Origin of the sequence: Fredinandcohnia onubensis (assembly GCF_002734285.1) — a bacterium.
GTDB classification, from domain to species: Bacteria; Bacillota; Bacilli; order Bacillales; family Bacillaceae_L; genus Ferdinandcohnia; species Ferdinandcohnia onubensis_A.
This window is the reverse complement of the sequence record NZ_NSEA01000033.1, coordinates 21453-39405: the sequence shown is the minus strand read 5'-3', so window position 1 is coordinate 39405 and position 17953 is coordinate 21453. Positions and strand designations below refer to the sequence as shown.

The following is a 17953-nucleotide window of genomic DNA, read 5'->3' as shown; positions in this document are numbered from 1 at the left end:
TCGTTTCTCGTTATGATGATATACCGATTAGGATTCACCCACTTTTCATTGACTCTTTTCCTCTTCATACGCTCGATGAAGCGAAGGCAATGTCGGCGCGGGGGTGTATGAAGGTGATCAGTTTTAAGACAAAATTTCAAAACAAAGAAAAACCGCCCTTAAACTTATATAGTTTTTGAAGGCAGTTTTCTTTTGATTTCTCTATTAAATTAATAGGCTAATAATAAATCAGGTTCGTGAACCAATTTTTTAAATTCATTTACAGCCTTCTGTGCTGTAGCCCCATCAATTAAGCGGTGATCGTAGCTTAGAGACAAGGTCATAACAGGTCTAATTTCAATTGCATCATCAATGACAACGACTTTTTTCTCAATACGACCAAATCCTAGAATACAGGATTGTGGTGCATTAATAATAGGGGTAAACCAAGCTCCTCGCTCAGAACCTATATTTGAAATTGTGCAAGTTCCACTAGACATTTCATCGGCTTTAATAGAGCCTTCCCTTGCCTTTTTAGAAAGTTCTTGTATCTCTTTGGCAATATCAAAAAGTGACTTTTGATCAGCATTTTTAATAACGGGAACCACTAATCCACGTTCTGTGTCGACCGCAATTCCCATATTATATTGCTTATGAAGAATAATTTGGTCTTTTTGATCATCCAGCGAAGCGTTTAACATTGGATACTTTTTAAGAACTTTTGTTAAGGCTTTAACAATATAAGCAAGGTATGTGAGTTTAACGTCTTCCTCACTAAAATATGCTTTCGTCTTGTGTCTATGGTCAACTAAAAGAGAGACCTCTGCTTCATCGAAATGTGTAACATGTGGAATCGTTGTTTTGGAATGAACCATTGCATTTGAGATTACTTTGCGAATACCTGTAAATGGAATAATTTCATTATCTGTTAATGGAGATTTCGATACTTCTACATTTGCTTGAAGTGCGCGATCCACATCAATTTTTGTTACTCTTCCATTTGGATTCAATGCTTCAATTTCTTCTAAATTAATATTATGTTCCCGTGCATATTTACGGACAGAAGGTGCAGCAATAACGGTTCGCATTTTCTTCTCAGCTTGTTCCACGGGTTGGTTAACCACTTTTTCAGGAGTTGCCTCTTTTACAACTGGCTGATTTAATGCACCTGCTGCTTCTCGAATATCTTCTAAAGTAAGTTTTCCGTCAGGGCGAGTTGGCGTTACCTTTTGCCAGTCCACGCCAAGTTGGGTAGCAAGTCGCTTCACTCTCGGTGTTGCTTTGACCTCAACCACTGATTTTACTTCTTGAGGTTTTTCTAATTCTTCAACAGTTATAGCAGTCTCTAATTCTGCATCCGATTCAGCAGAAGTATTTGTATCAAGGACAACGAGGACTTCATCAACTTTCACTGTATCTCCTCTTTGTTTTTTAATTTCCTTAATATAACTCGACTCAGGTGCTTCTATTTCAGATATAGCCTTGGCAGTTTGAACTTCTACTAATGTCTGCCCCTTTTCGATATAGTCTCCTTCTGAAACATGCCAGAAGGTGATTAAACTTTCATCGTTGTCTTCAGATTGACGAGGTAGTTTTACTTCGATTGCCATGATGTGATCTCCTTTCCGTCAGTTTTTATTCATTAACTAGTTCTCTAGCAGCTTTATAGATTTTTTCTGCATTTGGCAAAACATATTGTTCTAATGGACGACTGTATGGAATTGGAACATCAGGGATTGCCATTCTTTTGACTGGTGCATCCAAGTCATAGAGGCCATGTTCTGCAGCTAAAGCAGCAATTTCAGCAGTTAATCCATAGGATAGATAATCCTCATCAACAACCATTAAACGATGTGTCTTTTTAATAGAGTTTAAGATTGTTTCCTTATCTAGCGGAACGAGTGAGCGAATATCAATAACTTCTGCACTAATTCCGTCTTCTTCAAGCTTTTTCGCTGCTTCAAGTGCTTGGACAGTTGTCATTTGGATACCTACAATTGTTACATCAGATCCTTCACGAACCACTTTTGCTTTATCAAGTGGAACTGTATATGCCTCTTCTGGAACATGTCCCAAGGAAGCATCAATTTGATCCATCCAGCCTAAACCTTGTAGTGTTTTATGAAACATAAAAACAACTGGGTTCTCGTCACGAATCGCTGAGATCATCATACCTTTTAAATCATAAGGTGTAGTTGGAGCAACAACTTTCATTCCTGGCATATGGGCAAATGTGGCATATAAAGTTTGAGAGTGTTGGGCTGCATCATTGTAACCACCGCCAACACCGGTCATAAGAACCATTGGAAGTTTTACATTACCACCAGACATGTAAGGAATTTTTGCCATTTGGTTGTAAATTTGATCCATACAAACGCCAAAGAAGTCCACAAACATTAATTCTACGATTGGTCGCATTCCTTGTGCTGCTGCTCCTACCGCTGCCCCGATAAATGCAGTTTCAGATATGGGTGTGTCCATAATTCTTTCCGGCCCGAATTTATCGTACAAACCTTCTGTTGAACCAAAGATACCGCCATATTTGCCGACATCTTCACCTAAAACGAAAACTTCTGGATCTGTTTCCATTTCGAGACGAATCGCTTCAGAAAGCGCTTTATTTCCAGTTAATAAACGTTTTTTTGTTTGTAACATAATAGACACCTCTCCTATGGATTTTTCTTTCAAATATATAAATCTTCTAATGCTGCTTCTGGTGCAGGATATGCACTTTCTCTAGCAAACTGATAAGCTTCGTCAACTACCTCTGTTGCCTTCTTTTCAAGTGCAATTACATCCTCTTCCGTTATGTTATATTCAGAAACGAGTAGGTTACGTAATTTTACAATTGGGTCTTTTGCTTTTAGTTCGGGTACTTCTTTTTTCTCACGATACAATTCTGGGTCGCCTTGGAAGTGTCCGAGGAAACGATAGGTTTCTATTTCAATGATCGAAGGACCTTCACCATTACGAGCACGTTCGACAGCGTCTTTTGATGCTTCATACATCGCAATTGGATCATTGTCTTTTACATAATAGCCTTTAGCACCATATGCTGACGCACGAAGATCATTTGACGCAATGGATGTTGAATCTTCTTTCGCTACAGAAATACCGTAATTATTATTTTCAACTACAACGATTAATGGGAGATTCCAAAGTGCAGCTAAATTCAAAGATTCATGGAATGCGCCTTGGTTTGCTGCGCCTTCACCTATGAATGCAACCGCTACGTCATTTGTTTTTCTCTTCTTCGAAACTAATGCAGCACCAAGTGCATGAGGAATATTAGCTCCTACTATACCTCCACATGAAAAGTTTACCTCTGGATCAAAGATGTGCATATGGCCACCTTTTCCTTTACTTAAACCTGTTACTTTACCAAACATTTCTGCAGTCATCTTATTTAAATGAACACCTTTTGCAATGGCATGGTGATGTGGGCGGTGTGGAGATGATACCGTATCTTCTTTTCTTAAATGTGCACAAATACCCACAGCAGCTGGTTCTTGACCATTGGATAAATGCATTTCGCCAGGTACAGGACCTAGTCCAATATTAAAAACAGGATTTTTTCCTTCAGCATAAGCATCCATCATTGTTTCTTCGTAATAACGAATCTTGTACATTGTTTCATACATCCATTTAAGTTGATCAATAGAAATAGTCAATTTTATTTCCTCCTTTGCTTACTCTAATGAATAGTTACATTAATCAATAATGCAAAAAGCGTGCCAACTTTTTAAATCCACTGGAATTATTTTCTTGACCTTGTTTAAGAGGGTCTTCACGTATAGGTAAATATTTAATTCTCCATAAAAAAAGAGAACTGTCCCAATTTGAGACACTTCTCTACTATGTAAGCGCTACACTTCACTACAGAACGCTACACCAATTATTGGATATTGAATTTTTTCATTTGCCGATATAGTGTACTTCTTGCGATTCCTAAATATTTTGCTGCATGTAGAATGTTGCCTTTAGATCTTTCCAAAGCGTGGATAATTGCTTGCTTTTTTAATTGATTACGATCTAGGACAATCATACCTTCTTTTTTATGCTGCTCTTTCTTTTCAAAGATTTCACTCGGTAAATCTTGAGAAGTTAGATGATCTTTCAAACTTTTGTTCATTGTTCTCTCTAAAATATTTTGTAATTCCCGGATATTGCCGGGCCAACTATACTGCATTAATGCATGAATAAATCCTGGGTCAATAATAGGCATTGAGCGGTTAAGGTTATGACTAAACTGACGGATGAAAAATTCTACTAAAAGGGGGATATCCGCTAATCTGTTTCGAAGTGGTGGCAGTTCTATAGGCATCACATTTAAACGGAAAAATAAGTCTTCCCTAAAACTACCTTTTTCCACTTCTTTACGCAGATTACGATTGGTTGCTGCTATTATTCGTACATCTACAGAAATAACGTTTTGTCCGCCAATTCGTACTACTTCCCTGTCTTGTAGAACACGTAATAAAAGCACTTGCATCTCCAATGACATTTCCCCTATTTCATCTAAAAATAGAGTCCCTCCATCAGCCAGTTCAAATTTCCCTTGCCTGCCCCCTTTTTTCGCTCCTGTAAAGGCACCTTCCTCATACCCGAAAAGTTCACTACCTAATAAATCACGTGGTATACCTCCACAGTTAATCGAGATAAAAGGCTTGTTTTTCCGGTCACTTGCGTTGTGAATAGCTTGTGCAATCATATCCTTACCTGTCCCACTTTCTCCTAAAATTAGGACAGTAGAACTTGTATTGGCCGCTAGTTTTGCTTCTTGTACTTTATTTACAAATGTATGAGATTCACCAATAATTTCGCTAAACGAGATTTTAGCTCGATGGTCTGTTAAATGGTTAACAAGGTGACGAACCTTCTTCATCTCCTTTAATGTAATCATCGAACCTAGCCAACTGTTTTCTTGGTAAATCGGTATTTTACTAACAATACAGTGGATACTTGGCTGCAAGTCTAGACGTTTTATATGTATTTCTTTATCCAAAAAACGCTCTTTATTTGTGGATGTTAATAGTTGGTTAATGAAAATAGTACTTAACTTTTTATTTTCCTGCTGACTCTTATTAAGATCAAATAGCCTTGTAAACTGGTCGTTTGAAATGATAATTTTTCCTTGAGTATCTGTAATTACTATTGCGTCATCGATACTATTTGTAGCTGCTTCAAGAAATTTTTGCATCATTAAAATCTTTTGCATGTTTTCATTTAATTTTAGTTGATATTCGATGGCTTTAACAGTTGACACAACCATCCCTAAGGTATGCGAATGGACTTTGTCCCTTGGGCCAGATATATTCAGAACACCTATAATCTTTCCATTACTATCATGAATCGGCGCTGCTGAACATGTCCAAGATTGACAAATCTTTGCAAAATGTTCCTCTGCAACGATTTGAAGTGGAGAATCGACTACAATCGACGTACCGATAGCATTGGTACCCATTTCTGCCTCGCTCCAATCAGCTCCTTCAATGAAACCCATCCTCTTTGCATGATTCAATGGATCCGTATCGCCAATTACCTTTAATAGTTGCCCTTGTTCATTACAAATAATGACCATAAATCCGGAGCCCTCAACAATCGAATAAAGACCTTTCGTTAATGGTGTTGCAATGTTAATTAACTCCTTATATTTTTCATAATCAAATGGTTTTATTTTTCCATAAGTACGAAAAGGATCGATCCCCATCCTTTTTGAACGAAGCCATGAAAGCTTAACAATTGGATTGATGTTTGGTTTTATATAATCCTCAAAAATGAACTGTTCCCAATTTTCCTTATAGTCTTTTAAACTTTTCATGCGACCCTCCAAAAAAATTTTTATTTAATCTAAGATGGATGATTGCGGTTTCAATATACTATTCTATTGTATCATCAAAATCTTTTAAAAATAGTGAAAAAAGAGCGAACCTCAATGGCTCGCTCCTTCAAAATTGAATATTTTGAAACTCTGACTTAACCACCAATTCTGAGTTTCCCATTCATTCGTTTTAATGTCCCCAGAATACTCATAGCGGCTAAATAGCTGGTCTTTGGATTTTCCCGAAGTGGATGATTTGTGATAGAGAATGTTGCTTCTCCAAACTCACCTGATATGTCCACTTGATGTATGTTCTTTTCAATATGTGGATCAGCCACTAGGCATACTCTCGTCTTCTCTATCCCTACCCCAGCTAGTGACAGGACAATGGAGATGTTCATGTTTTTTGGAAATTGCTTAATTGCCTCAATCGCTTTCCCTTCAAAAACAACCTTCGCTTCGTGGATGTCTTCATCAATGAGCGAGTTGGCAGGTTTCCGAGTTGTTAACGAAACGCTATAAACCTTACCTAGTGCGTGTGCATTTTGCAACAAGTCCAAACCGCCAATTGCACCAGACGGTAAATGAACGGTATACTTATGCTTTTGTACAAGATTACTAATTTCATTCAGCAGTGCTTCATCTGCAAGTGCACCAACACTAATTAACACTACATCCTTTTTCTTAATAACCGTTGGCAACAAGGTTTTCACTGCATGTATATTCGCTGCCTCCACAACAATATCGATTTCTGAATCAAGAAATGAGTTGAGGTCAGTAAATAATTTCACACCAAATTTTGACTCCAACAACCGATATTTTTCTGTATTCCGTACCAAAATGCTTTTAATATGTATATTTTCAAGCTGATTTTGATTGATTTCTTTCAATAAGAAAGTAGCAACTGCTCCCGCCCCAATTAAACCGATATTCATAGTTGGCCTCCTTTTGTCTATATTTGATACCAGGAAAGTATTAACCTCTTACTCTATCATAGGCAGTAAATGGCGCATTTTCCACGTTAATGCCTTTCTATTGGTTTACTTTCAATGAAAAAAGCAATTCTGTGGTTACTAAAGATAAAGCTACTGAGCTTCCTAACAAAAGTAAAGCTTGTAAAGAATCAATGTCTTTACAAGCTTTTTCAATTACATTACTATTCATTTTCTAACTCAAAGTTATCAAGCAGTGCACGCACTTCATCTGTTGACTTTGCACTCATCAATTGGTTTCTTAACTCACTCGCCCCTCGAAATCCCTTGACATAAATCTTAAAAAAGCGACGAAGTTGTCCCAAAGAACGTGCTTGTAAATGTGAATACTCGTCAAATAGATCGAGATGCAATCTTAAAAGATCTAGATAATCCTTACTGCTATGCTCTTTCGGTTCTTTTTCAAAGGCAAACGGGTTTTTAAAAATACCGCGCCCAATCATAATCCCATCAACACCGTATTGTTGAGCAAGCTGGATGCCAGTTTGATAATCAGGAATATCCCCATTAATCGTTAAAAGTGTATCTGGTGCCACCTCGTCACGAAGTTTTTTAATTTCCGGAATCAACTCCCAATGTGCATCGACTTTGCTCATTTCCTCTCTTGTACGCAAATGAATGGATAAATTAACAATGTCTTGTTTCAATATGTGTGTTAGCCAGTCGCGCCATTCATCTACTTCCGTGAAACCAAGCCTTGTCTTCACACTAACAGGAAGTCCTCCCGCTTTTGCCGCTTGAATGATTTCAGCTGCAACTCCCGGACGACGGATGAGACCGCATCCCTTTCCATCCTCTATCACATTATCTACAGGACAGCCCATATTGATATCAATACCCCGAAATCCTTGTTCAGCCATACCGATACTCATTTTTCGAAAGTTTTCAGGCTTATCTCCCCATATATGAGCCACTATTGGTTGTTCATCTTCTGTAAACGTCAAACGCCCGCGCACACTTTGTTGTCCCTCTGGGTGACAATAACTATCCGTGTTCGTAAACTCTGTAAAAAATACATCAGGTCTGCCTGCTTTACTCACGACATGGCGGAAAACAACATCCGTCACATCTTCCATGGGTGCAAGTATAAAAAACGGCCGTGGTAGATCACGCCAAAAATTATCTTTCATAATCAAACTCAAATCCTCTCTATAACGACAAAGTTAAACTCTCACCTGAAAGTTAAACTCAAAAATATTCATACTTCTTTTTATAGCTATACCATGTTTTAGACCTTTTTATCAAACTAAAGTAAGCTTTAAAAATTATAAATCTTGAGCAAAAATAAATCAATTTTATAAAAGTTATAAATCTATATATTTTGTTCAAACAAAAGGAGAGAGTTTTAATGGATTAGTATAAGTTTCAGATGTTAGCAATTATAAAAGTCAGGAATTTGAAGAGTTTTTTTAAAAAAACCAAGAGATATATCCCTTGGTTTTTTCCATTCTCTATACACTTCTGATTTCTTTATATACCGGTTCCCACATTGCGTCCTTCTTCAGTAAATGCGCCAGATTGCCCTGATGTACCGATTAAAATTGTCGGCTTAACCCTTCTCACAACTTCTAATAATGAAATCAGACCATTCTCATCTCTTTCCCAATCCGCAACTTCCTCAGACTGGCGTGTAAAAGGGATTTGGAATTTTAGGACATCTGGAGTTTCATTGGTTAACAAACCGCGAAAATCATAAGCCCAGAATCGATCAAATGCCTCTTCTCGTGATAAACCTTCCATAGTCATCGACTCTACCAATTGGTCAGCATTACCGATTCCAGCTGCGCCTGGACCAAACACAAGAATCCTTTGATCCTTCAGGGATTCTCCAGTCACTCGCAACGCTGACTTAACTGCAGCAAGGGTAACGGCACCTGTTCCTTGGATATCGTCATTAAAAGTAAGAATGTTTTCACTGTATTTGTCTAATATTTTTCTTGCATTTACATTTCCTAGGTCTTCCCAGTGAATCAACACTTCAGGGAAAAACTTACGAGTAGCAGAAACAAAATTGTCTATAAACTGATCGTATCGTTCACCACTAATTCGGGCAAATTTGTTACCGATATAAAATGGGTCATTTATTAGATTTTGATTATTGGTTCCTACATCCAATACAATTGGTAGGACGCGGCTAGGATTAATGCCAGCTGCCGCAGTTGTAGGCATATAACTTCCTTCTTTCGATTCTCTTTTGTTTCATTCATGATTCAAGCATTACCCAAAATAAAAATCTCACAGATCGCTCTATAAATCAAAAGAACCCGGCACCTCCGCACCGGTTCTCAAGTTGCCTTCCATATTTAATGCTAAATTGAAATAACACCAAATACAATCGCAGCAATAATCATAAATACTGAGGAGGCAATTGCCCACTTTAAAGCAAAGCGTTGGTTCTGGCCGTAGTCTATTCCAAGCATGCCAACTAGCAGGTACCCAGCAGCATAAAGCGGGCTCAGCACGTGAGCAGGTTGGCCAAGCACAGATGCACGGGCAATTTCAGCCATAGGAATATTATAGTTGGCAGCAGTTTCGCCAATGATTGGGATGATTCCAAAATAATACGGATCGTTTGCCATGAAATAAGTAAATGGCATGCTCGTGATAGCAGTGATCAATGGCAGTTGACTCCCTAATTGTTCTGGAATAATATGCACAAGTGCAGTCGCCATAGCGTCGACCATCTCAGTTCCGTTCATAATCCCTGTGAATATACCAGAGGCAAAAACCAGTGCAACAACTGCAAGAACATTACCTGCATGGGCTGTAATCCGTTCTTTTTGCTCCACCAGGTTTGGGTAATTAATCATGGTGGCAATAGCAAAGCCTATCATAAAGAGAACAGGCAACGGCAGCAAGCCAGTAATTAAGGCAATCAACAAGCCAACCGTCAGTCCTGCATTTACCCAAATTAATTTTGGGCGCTGTAGCACAGTTGACTTTTCCCCATCCGCAACAGCCGCAGCAACTTGTTCCTCTGCTGCGAGCAGTTCCTTAGAGGTTGGATCATCAATTTGCTGGATGCCAATACGCTTCCGTTCTTTTAATCCAAAATACCAAGCAACAAGGAAAGCAAAGCCTATCCCGGCTGCCATCACAGGAATAAGTGGAAGGAATACTTCCTCAGTTGTAAGTTGAAGTGAACTGATAACTCGGGCTGTCGGTCCACCCCACGGCGTCATGTTCATGACTCCTATGGAGAGAAGTGCAAGCGTAGCAAGCATGTATAAATTCATATTAAGCTTTTTGTACAGCGGCAGCATCGCTGTGACGGTAATAATAAATGTTGTTGTTCCGTCTCCATCTAGTGCAACAAGCGACGCGAGGGCAACTGTTCCGATGGCAATTTTTAACGGGTCGCCTTTTACAATCTTCAAAATCGTATTCACAATTGGTTCAAATAAGCCTGCATCAATCATGATGCCGAAATATAGGATAGCAAACACAAGCATAACGCCTGTAGGTGCAACTTGAGCGATTCCTTCAAGCATCATTTCTCCGATCCCTGTATAAAATCCACCAATTAAAGCGAATACAATTGGGACAATAATTAATGCCAGTAGTGCAGATATTCGTTTAGTCATAATTAAAATCATAAAAACAGCAACCATAATATATCCAAGTATTGCGAGCATTTTAATCCCTCCGTAACAGTGTAAGCGTTTCCTTTTGATTTACTTTAACAGGGCGATGCATAGAAGAATAGATTAGTAGTTTAATTTTGATAAAATTTGATTATTTTTATTTTTTTCATATTTTTTATAAAAACAAAAAAAGCAAGCCTTCTGGGGAGAGTGCTTGCTTGCTAGGGTCTTTTATAACGTCGTTCAGGACGGCCGACGCTGCCATATACGATATCTACTTCTACTAAGTCTATAGATACTAAGTACTCTAAATATCGCCTTGCGGTGGAGTGGCTTGCACCAATTTGCAGGCCAACTTCTTCAGCATTTAGGCTTGTGGATGCATCTTCCATTGTAAGTGTAACTTTACGCAGCGTATGTTTGTCGATTCCTTTTGGCAAGGTATCCATATCGTTCTTTGCCTCGGTTGCTGAGACATTTTTTTGAAAGAGCCGCTTAATTTCTTCTTGTTTGATAATAGCGTTTGATTGCAAGGCTTGTCGTGTTTGGCGGTACTCTTCGAGAGTTGAAAAAAAGCTTTCAACCATAATGGGTTTCAGCATATAGCTAAAGGCCCCTCCACGCATTGAGTCTCTAACTGTTTTTGCATCGTTTGAAGCAGTTATCATGATGATGTCAACATGACGGTTTGCTTGTTTGATTTGAAAGAGCAAATCAATTCCATTTGCATCTGGAAGATGGACATCGAGCAAGATAAGTTCTGGTGTGATAACATCCATCAATTGAATGGCTTCCGAAGCTGTTTGCGCTTTCCCTATAACAGTGAAATCTTCTTTGTTTTTAATAAGTTGTTCATATACGGTTGCAGCGACAGGGTCATCCTCAACGATAAGAACTCCAATTAATGGGTTGGTCATGATTTATTCTCTCTTTTCATGTTTGTGTAATTGAACTTTGTTTTTGGAATTGCGATTGTCATACATGTTCCTCCTTGTGTACGATCTGTCCGGTACCATTCCCCACCTAACTGATGTAAGGCATGCTGCATGATTGTCAAGCCAAGGCCATGCTGGGGATGATTTTTTGTTGTCGCTCCTTCTCTAAAGAAGTAAGCTTCCTCTTCAGCGCTCATGCCTTTGCCATTGTCCTCAATATCCATAATCAGCTCGTCTCCATAGTCTGTAAAGGACAAGTGGACAGTAGCGTTTGTCCCTTTCCAGGCAGTAGATGCTTCTAGAGCATTATCAATCAAATTGCCAACTACTGTTACGACATGCTCGCTTTGAATGGTATCAGGGAAGTCTAGCCACCGGCTATTTTCGTCAAATGTGAGTGATGCCTTCATTTCTTTGGCACGGTTCACTTTCCCAAGGAGAACGGCAACAATCAAAGGGTCTTTGACAGTAGACATTAAAAAGGTGACAGTTTGTTGCAATTCCTGCACTTCCATTTTCATAAATGCCTTTGCTTCATCGTAACGCTCCAAAAGTAGCAGGCCATTTAGTGTGTTTAATTTATTTAAATATTCATGTGTTTGTGCACGTATATGATTCGCATGCTGCCGGATTTCAATAAGTTCATTAGCTAAATCCTCAACTTCAGAGAAAGGTCGGATTGTCAGCACAAATCCCGATATTGTCGTTTTTTCAGCTTGGATAGGCGAAATGTCAACAATGTATATCAGGTTGTTAATGAGCACTTGTTCTTGGATTTGGGCGTTTGGATTCTGTAATGCATGTTGGACGATTGCTTGTAAATGAGGTTCCATTAGCTTACCTCTGGCATATTCCCCTAGAATGTCACGTGCTTTTTTATTTGCTGATAAAATATCGAGTGTTGGGCTAATGGCAAGTGTTGCATCCACAATTGATTCGAGTATGGCTTGTTTCTCAGAAAAGGCATGGGAAATCTCCTCTGGTTCCAAGTTAAAAATAAGTAACTTGACACGCCTGGCAATAAAGAAAGCACCTAGAATCCCAATAAGCAGGGCAAGGCCACCGAAACCAACGACACGCAATTGATATATGAAAATCTTACTTTCAACTTCGTTCGTTAAAAAGCCTACCGAAGAAACACCGATAATTTCTCCCGTCTCATCATAAATTGGTGTCTTCGCTTTAACTGCTTCACCCAAAACCCCTTTGCCAATAAAAACAACGGATTCTCCCGCAAGCGGACCAGCATTGCTTGTTTCAGTAACGTGGCCAATTTGTTCTGGATGGGGATGTGAATAACGGATCCCATCTTTATTGGCTATTACAATATAATCTGCGCCCGTCCGTGTTCTAAGTTCCTCAGCAATCGGCTGAATCGACTGTGCTGGGTCTTCTGTAGAAAACGCAGCAATAATTGAAGCATTTTCGGCCACCAATTCTGCAGCCGTCAAGGCTTGCTGTCCAGTGGTATTCTCTATCAATTGATCAATAATGGATGAAAAAAAAATAGTAATTAGCGTTATGCAAAATAAGAGCACAGCCAGCATAAGCAGAACCATTTGCCCAAAAAGTCCTAGTCGTTTTAATTTAAAAAGCATAATAACTTTGGTCACCTCATACAGTTTTAATTACTTCTAGCGTAAAGTAGTCAAGGTTATTCGACAAGACTAAAGTTTATGATTTCTGTATGAAGAAAGTGTTAGACAACTCAATGTTGTGCAGTCTAATAATTAGAAGAAAACCAAGAGATTATCCTCTTGGTTTTTGATTTTATTATTCACCAGTTTCAGCAAATCGTTGAATTCTTTCACCAATTTGGTCACGTACTCGTTGGAACACTGCCCATTTTTCTTCTTCCGTTCCTTGAGCTTTCGCAGGATCATCGAATCCCCAATGGTCACGTTTCACATGTGGTGGTGTCATTGGACACTTATCAGCAGCATCTCCACATAAAGTTACGACAAAATCTGCATTGTTTAGGATCTCAGGGTCAATAATATCTGAAGTTTGATTGGAAATATCAACGCCAACTTCATTCATCGCTTTTACGGCATTAGGATTTAAGCCATGTGCTTCAATACCGGCACTTAGTACGTTCCACTCTTCTCCTAAATACTTTTTCCCCCACCCTTCAGCCATTTGGCTTCTGCAAGAGTTACCTGTACATAAAAAGTAAATTGTTTTTTTTGACATAATCGAAATCTCCTTTTTTGTTTAATGAATAATAAGCAGCCAAATATATAATCCAACTAGTGTGATGAACAATGTTGGAATGGTTAGTATAATACCAGTCTTAAAGTAGGTTCCCCATGAAATTTTAACTCCCTTTTGTGAAAGAACATGTAACCATAAAAGGGTTGCAAGAGAACCAATTGGTGTAATTTTTGGACCTAAATCTGAACCAATAACATTCGCATAGATAAGAGCTTCTCTTATTACACCGCTTGTATTTGTATCTGCAATTGCTAGAGCATCAATCATGACAGTCGGCATGTTATTCATAACAGATGACAGGATTGCTGCTATGAATCCCATTCCAATTGTTGCCGCAAATAAGCCTTGATCAGCAGATAACTGAATGAGATTTGCTAGGATATCTGTAAGCCCAACATTTCTTAACCCATATACAACTACATACATTCCTATTGAGAAAAATACGATAGCCCACGGAGCACCTTTTATAACTGTCCGCGTATTTACGGCTGAACTTCTCCTAGCCATGAAGAGGAAGAAGATTGCCACAATACTTGCGATAATGGATACCGGAATTCCTGTAAATTCACTTGCAAAGTATCCAATAAGTAGTATCCCTAACACAACCCAAGATAATCTGAACATCTTCAGGTCACGAATCGCTTCTGCTGGCTTTTTCAGTTGAGTCATATCATAATTCTTTGGAATGCTCTTACGGAAAAATAGATATAAGACCAAAATACTTGCTGCTAACGAAAAGAGATTGGGAACAATCATTCTTGATGCAAACTCTGCAAAACCAATTCCAAAAAAGTCTGCTGAAACAATGTTTACTAAGTTACTGACGACAAGTGGCAGAGATGTCGTATCTGCAATAAATCCACTTGCCATGATAAATGGAAATACCATTTTTTCATTGAAGTTAAGGTTCCGAACCATCGCTAATACGATTGGAGTTAAAATTAACGCTGCTCCATCGTTAGCAAAGAATGCAGCTACTAATGCACCTAAAATAGATACATACACAAACATTCGAACTCCATTTCCTTTTGCTGCTCTTGCCATGTGAAGAGCTGACCACTCAAAAAATCCGATTTCATCTAGTATTAATGAAATAATAATAATAGCAACAAACGCTAGAGTTGCGTTCCAAACAATGGATGTAACATCGATTACATCTTCTATATCCACTACTCCAACGATTAGAGCTAAGACAGCCCCCCCACATGCAGACCAACCAATGGATAAACCCTTAGGTTGCCATATAACCAAGACTAGTGTAATTAAGAAAATAACTGAAGCTAAAATTACTGATACCAATAGATAACCTCCTACTACTTACATAGATGTATTAGAAAACTCCTGTTGCATACTTAACAATCGCATTTAATGATTGCGATTTCTTGCAATTGATCAATAATAGACTGAATATATGGAGGTAAATCATCATTTAATCGATAATGTTTCCAAGTGCCCGAGGGTCTTTCAAGAACAATTCCAGCATCCTTCAACTTTTTCAATTGTTGACTAACCGCTGGTTGAGAAATATTTAACACATCGACAAAATCACAAACACATACTTCCCCTTTTTTAAGGCATGATAATAGCTTTAATCTGTTGGGGTCACTCACAGCTTTTAGCTGTTTAGACATTAATTCAATGTTCTCCAAATCAGTCTTCTCCTTCCTACATAAAGATTCACTTATATAACCTTTTACTTATATAATATTCTACTTATATAAAAATCTCAACCTTTTTTAGCCTTATTGCATTAAGGTGAAAATGACCAATCCATACATTTCAGACAGGTCATTACACATAAATTACTTTCTTATCCACCTAAACTAACAGTTTCTCCATTGCCATAACATCAATAAACCGGCTATTTCAAACTACTATTTTGTATAATTCTTTTCACACCAGAAAAATAAAACAAAACTACGCATAAATTCCCAACAAAAAAAAACGAGAAAATGAATTCTCGTTTTTTCCTAATTTATAACCATTCACCGTATTTTGGTAGACTGTTATTTTGTGTATACTCATCTGTTTTTCGTAAAAGGTCTACAATTGTTGGCATATCCATTTTTTCAATAAACTCTTCAATTGCAAGAACGCCTGAATCTGCTAATCCTTCACGATGTTCTTCAGATGTAATAAGTGGTGTTGCTAGATGATCCGACGCTTGATCAAAGTATGAACCAATTGCCCCTGATTGCAGTGCATATTTTCCAAGTGCATTACCAGGGTTTTTACTCATGCCGTTTATCATACTTTGTACATCATAGGTTACCGAGTTAGACTCTGGAACATTCATCGGAACGTCTTCTAATCTACCTAGTATTTTGTATGCCCCGATGCTGATATCATTGAATTTTTCCATAAACGAAAAACTTAAATCTTTAACACTATCAGTTGCTTTAATCATGTCTATATAAAGGATTGGTACTTTTGTTACCTCAAAGAAGTCACGAACCATACCGCTTAATGTTATGTGAGCCGGACCATGACAAGTAACAAATACCTGTCTTCTGAAACCTTGTTTTAAAAGTGATTTAGCTATTGCATCTAAATATCTCATACCCTCTTTAACGCTTATATTAACGGTCCCGCGAGCCATCGCTGTCCCACCAGCGAAGAAATATGGAAGGTTGTGAAGAACTAGGCCATTTGTTGCCTCTGCCATTTTTAACGCAAGTGCTTCAGCAATGACCGTTTCCGTATCAAGCGGTAATGCTCCATGCGTTTCTGTTACACCAACGGGTACAAAAATCAGATCATTTTGTTGCAGGTATTCTTCAACTTCTCCGTTAGTGCATTTAGATAGGAACCGAGTTCTCATCGAATTACATCCCCTTTTAAAAGTTTTTTAAAGTATATATTTAATAGATTAGTTTTGTGCTCTTCTTTCTTTTAATGTAGAATACATTTCTTGAGCTTTTGTACTATTCAAGTTGAAAATTAACGCGATACCGATAATCATTAAGAGAAAAGATAAAATAGGTAATCCGTTATACATACGTAAAACACCTTCTGCCACTTCTTGGGTTTGAGAAGTTTGTCCAGAAACAAATCCTACCCAACCTAGAGCATAACTACCAAGTGCAGAACCAACACCCATACCTACTTTACGTGAGAATGAATAAATAGAGTAAAGTGTTCCATCATACCGTTTGCCAGTTTGAAGTTCTGTAAAATCTAAACAATCTGTAACGAGTGCCCATACGATCATAACAAAAACCATATTTGCGATTGTTGCGATATTATAAGCTACTATATACACGTAAACGTTCTCAATAATAAAAATAGTTAGGAGTGAAGAAGCAATTAAACTAAAGCTTGCCGTGCTAATGACCATATTACGTTTACCAAACTTTTTAACGAGAGTAGGGACAAAAAGAAACAATACCAGTGTAACTCCCATTTGTAAGAATGAGTTAATCGCAAATGCACCAGGATTTTTATAATATTCTGAGAACACAATTGCAGCTAATTGTGTAACACCATTAATCATAATTAAGGAACCAACACTCGCTACCATCATCCCTAATAATTGTCGATTCTTTAAGGCCGCTTTTAAAGCATCTGTAAATTTGTAATCCGGTTTAGTACCAACTGGTCTATCATCACGAATACGTTCTGTTGTTAATTTAACAAGTCCTGTATAAGCTAATACGGAAAGAATACTGAATACGATAGAAATGTAGAAAAACATTTCAGGCACTAGAGTCCCAGATTTATCATAGATAAACATAGGGACAAACGATAAAAACCCGATTCCAACAACCATACCACCAATAGAACGAGCACGAGATAATTTTGTACGTTCAATTGGATCATCTGTAATAACAGCAGCTAATGAACCATAAGGAATTGAATCAGCTGTGTATGCGATTCCATAGAATAGATAAACAAATACGACCCATACATGAATAGCTGTTGATGACCAACTTGAGACATCAGCAAATGAAATTAAGATGGATGCTGCTAGTAACCATTTTGATATATTGATATATGGTAAAAATTTATCGCCGCTTTTTCCTAATCTCCATCTATCAGGAATACTTCCCATCAAAACATCTGTAAATGCATCAAATATCCGTGCAACTAAAAACAATGTTCCCATGAAATAAGGACTTACTCCAAGTACGGAGGTGGTGAATAAAAGGAAAAACGAACCGATGTAAAGGTTTGCAAAACCACCACCAACATCCCCTAGCATGTATCCAAATTGATCACGGAAACCAAATTTTCTAACCTGTTTCTTTTCCATGTTGTAACCCCCAATGTAAATATAATAGATTTATAACTTTTTAAAATAATAATAAATGCCGCCACAATGAAAGCGTTTAAAATACTAATATATTAGAATTTTAACTCAAAACTTCGAATTACTTTTGCAATAAAATTGCATCCTTTTACACTATAATTGCATTTAATTAAAAAAGC

14 protein-coding genes and 1 pseudogene are annotated in these 17953 nt (G+C 37.9%); all 15 read right to left on the bottom strand.

The genetic code is table 11. From position 1 onward, the window contains the following. Positions 1-209: 209 nt before the first annotated feature. The 15 genes and pseudogenes from CKJ95_RS22100 to CKJ95_RS22030 all read right to left on the bottom strand — a co-directional run bounded on the left by CKJ95_RS22100 (position 210) and on the right by CKJ95_RS22030 (position 17777). Entirely contained in the window at positions 210-1589 is a 1380-nt protein-coding gene (locus CKJ95_RS22100; protein ID WP_099355628.1) for a 2-oxo acid dehydrogenase subunit E2, read from the bottom strand. Between the two features lie 25 nt (positions 1590-1614). After that, positions 1615-2634 (bottom strand): alpha-ketoacid dehydrogenase subunit beta, encoded by a 1020-nt coding sequence (locus tag CKJ95_RS22095; protein WP_099355627.1) that lies wholly within the window; start codon positions 2632-2634, stop codon positions 1615-1617. 29 nt (positions 2635-2663) lie between these two features. Next, positions 2664-3650 (bottom strand): thiamine pyrophosphate-dependent dehydrogenase E1 component subunit alpha, encoded by a 987-nt coding sequence (locus tag CKJ95_RS22090; protein WP_099355626.1) that lies wholly within the window; start codon positions 3648-3650, stop codon positions 2664-2666. 224 nt (positions 3651-3874) lie between these two features. Then, the gene (locus tag CKJ95_RS22085; protein WP_099355625.1) at positions 3875-5800 is read right to left on the bottom strand and encodes a sigma-54-dependent Fis family transcriptional regulator; all 1926 of its coding nucleotides are present in this window, start codon (positions 5798-5800) and stop codon (positions 3875-3877) included. Between the two features lie 155 nt (positions 5801-5955). Continuing rightward, complete coding sequence (gene nadX, locus CKJ95_RS22080) at positions 5956-6735, bottom strand: aspartate dehydrogenase (RefSeq protein WP_099355624.1); 780 nt, start codon at positions 6733-6735, stop codon at positions 5956-5958. Between the two features lie 221 nt (positions 6736-6956). Further along, positions 6957-7922 carry a tRNA dihydrouridine synthase gene (locus tag CKJ95_RS22075; protein ID WP_180271655.1) on the bottom strand — a complete coding sequence of 322 codons (966 nt, stop codon included), beginning with the start codon at positions 7920-7922 and terminating at the stop codon, positions 6957-6959. Positions 7923-8289: 367 nt separating this feature from the next. Next, positions 8290-8952: pseudogene (locus CKJ95_RS22070) on the bottom strand (malic enzyme-like NAD(P)-binding protein); the annotation flags it as partial. Between the two features lie 149 nt (positions 8953-9101). Beyond that, positions 9102-10427 (bottom strand): CitMHS family transporter, encoded by a 1326-nt coding sequence (locus CKJ95_RS22065; protein WP_099355621.1) that lies wholly within the window; start codon positions 10425-10427, stop codon positions 9102-9104. Positions 10428-10597: 170 nt separating this feature from the next. Beyond that, positions 10598-11293 carry a response regulator gene (locus tag CKJ95_RS22060; protein WP_099355620.1) on the bottom strand — a complete coding sequence of 232 codons (696 nt, stop codon included), beginning with the start codon at positions 11291-11293 and terminating at the stop codon, positions 10598-10600. Then, positions 11290-12909: an ATP-binding protein gene (locus CKJ95_RS22055; RefSeq protein ID WP_099355619.1), complete on the bottom strand. Its 1620-nt coding sequence runs from the start codon at positions 12907-12909 to the stop codon at positions 11290-11292. The genes CKJ95_RS22060 and CKJ95_RS22055 overlap by 4 nt, the downstream gene beginning before the upstream one ends. Positions 12910-13084: 175 nt before the next feature. Continuing rightward, a complete protein-coding gene (gene arsC / locus CKJ95_RS22050) occupies positions 13085-13504 on the bottom strand; it encodes an arsenate reductase (thioredoxin) (RefSeq protein WP_099355618.1) in 420 nt (139 codons plus the stop codon). Positions 13505-13525: 21 nt separating this feature from the next. After that, positions 13526-14824 (bottom strand): arsenic transporter, encoded by a 1299-nt coding sequence (locus CKJ95_RS22045; protein WP_099355617.1) that lies wholly within the window; start codon positions 14822-14824, stop codon positions 13526-13528. A gap of 53 nt (positions 14825-14877) precedes the next feature. Beyond that, positions 14878-15174, bottom strand: a complete 297-nt coding sequence (locus tag CKJ95_RS22040) for an ArsR/SmtB family transcription factor (RefSeq protein ID WP_180271654.1) — start codon at positions 15172-15174, stop codon at positions 14878-14880. A gap of 326 nt (positions 15175-15500) precedes the next feature. Next, positions 15501-16346 (bottom strand): creatininase family protein, encoded by an 846-nt coding sequence (locus tag CKJ95_RS22035; RefSeq protein ID WP_099355616.1) that lies wholly within the window; start codon positions 16344-16346, stop codon positions 15501-15503. 48 nt (positions 16347-16394) lie between these two features. Continuing rightward, on the bottom strand, positions 16395-17777 hold the full coding sequence (locus tag CKJ95_RS22030) for an MFS transporter (RefSeq protein ID WP_099355615.1): 1383 nt from the start codon (positions 17775-17777) through the stop codon (positions 16395-16397). Between the last annotated feature and the right edge of the window lie 176 nt (positions 17778-17953).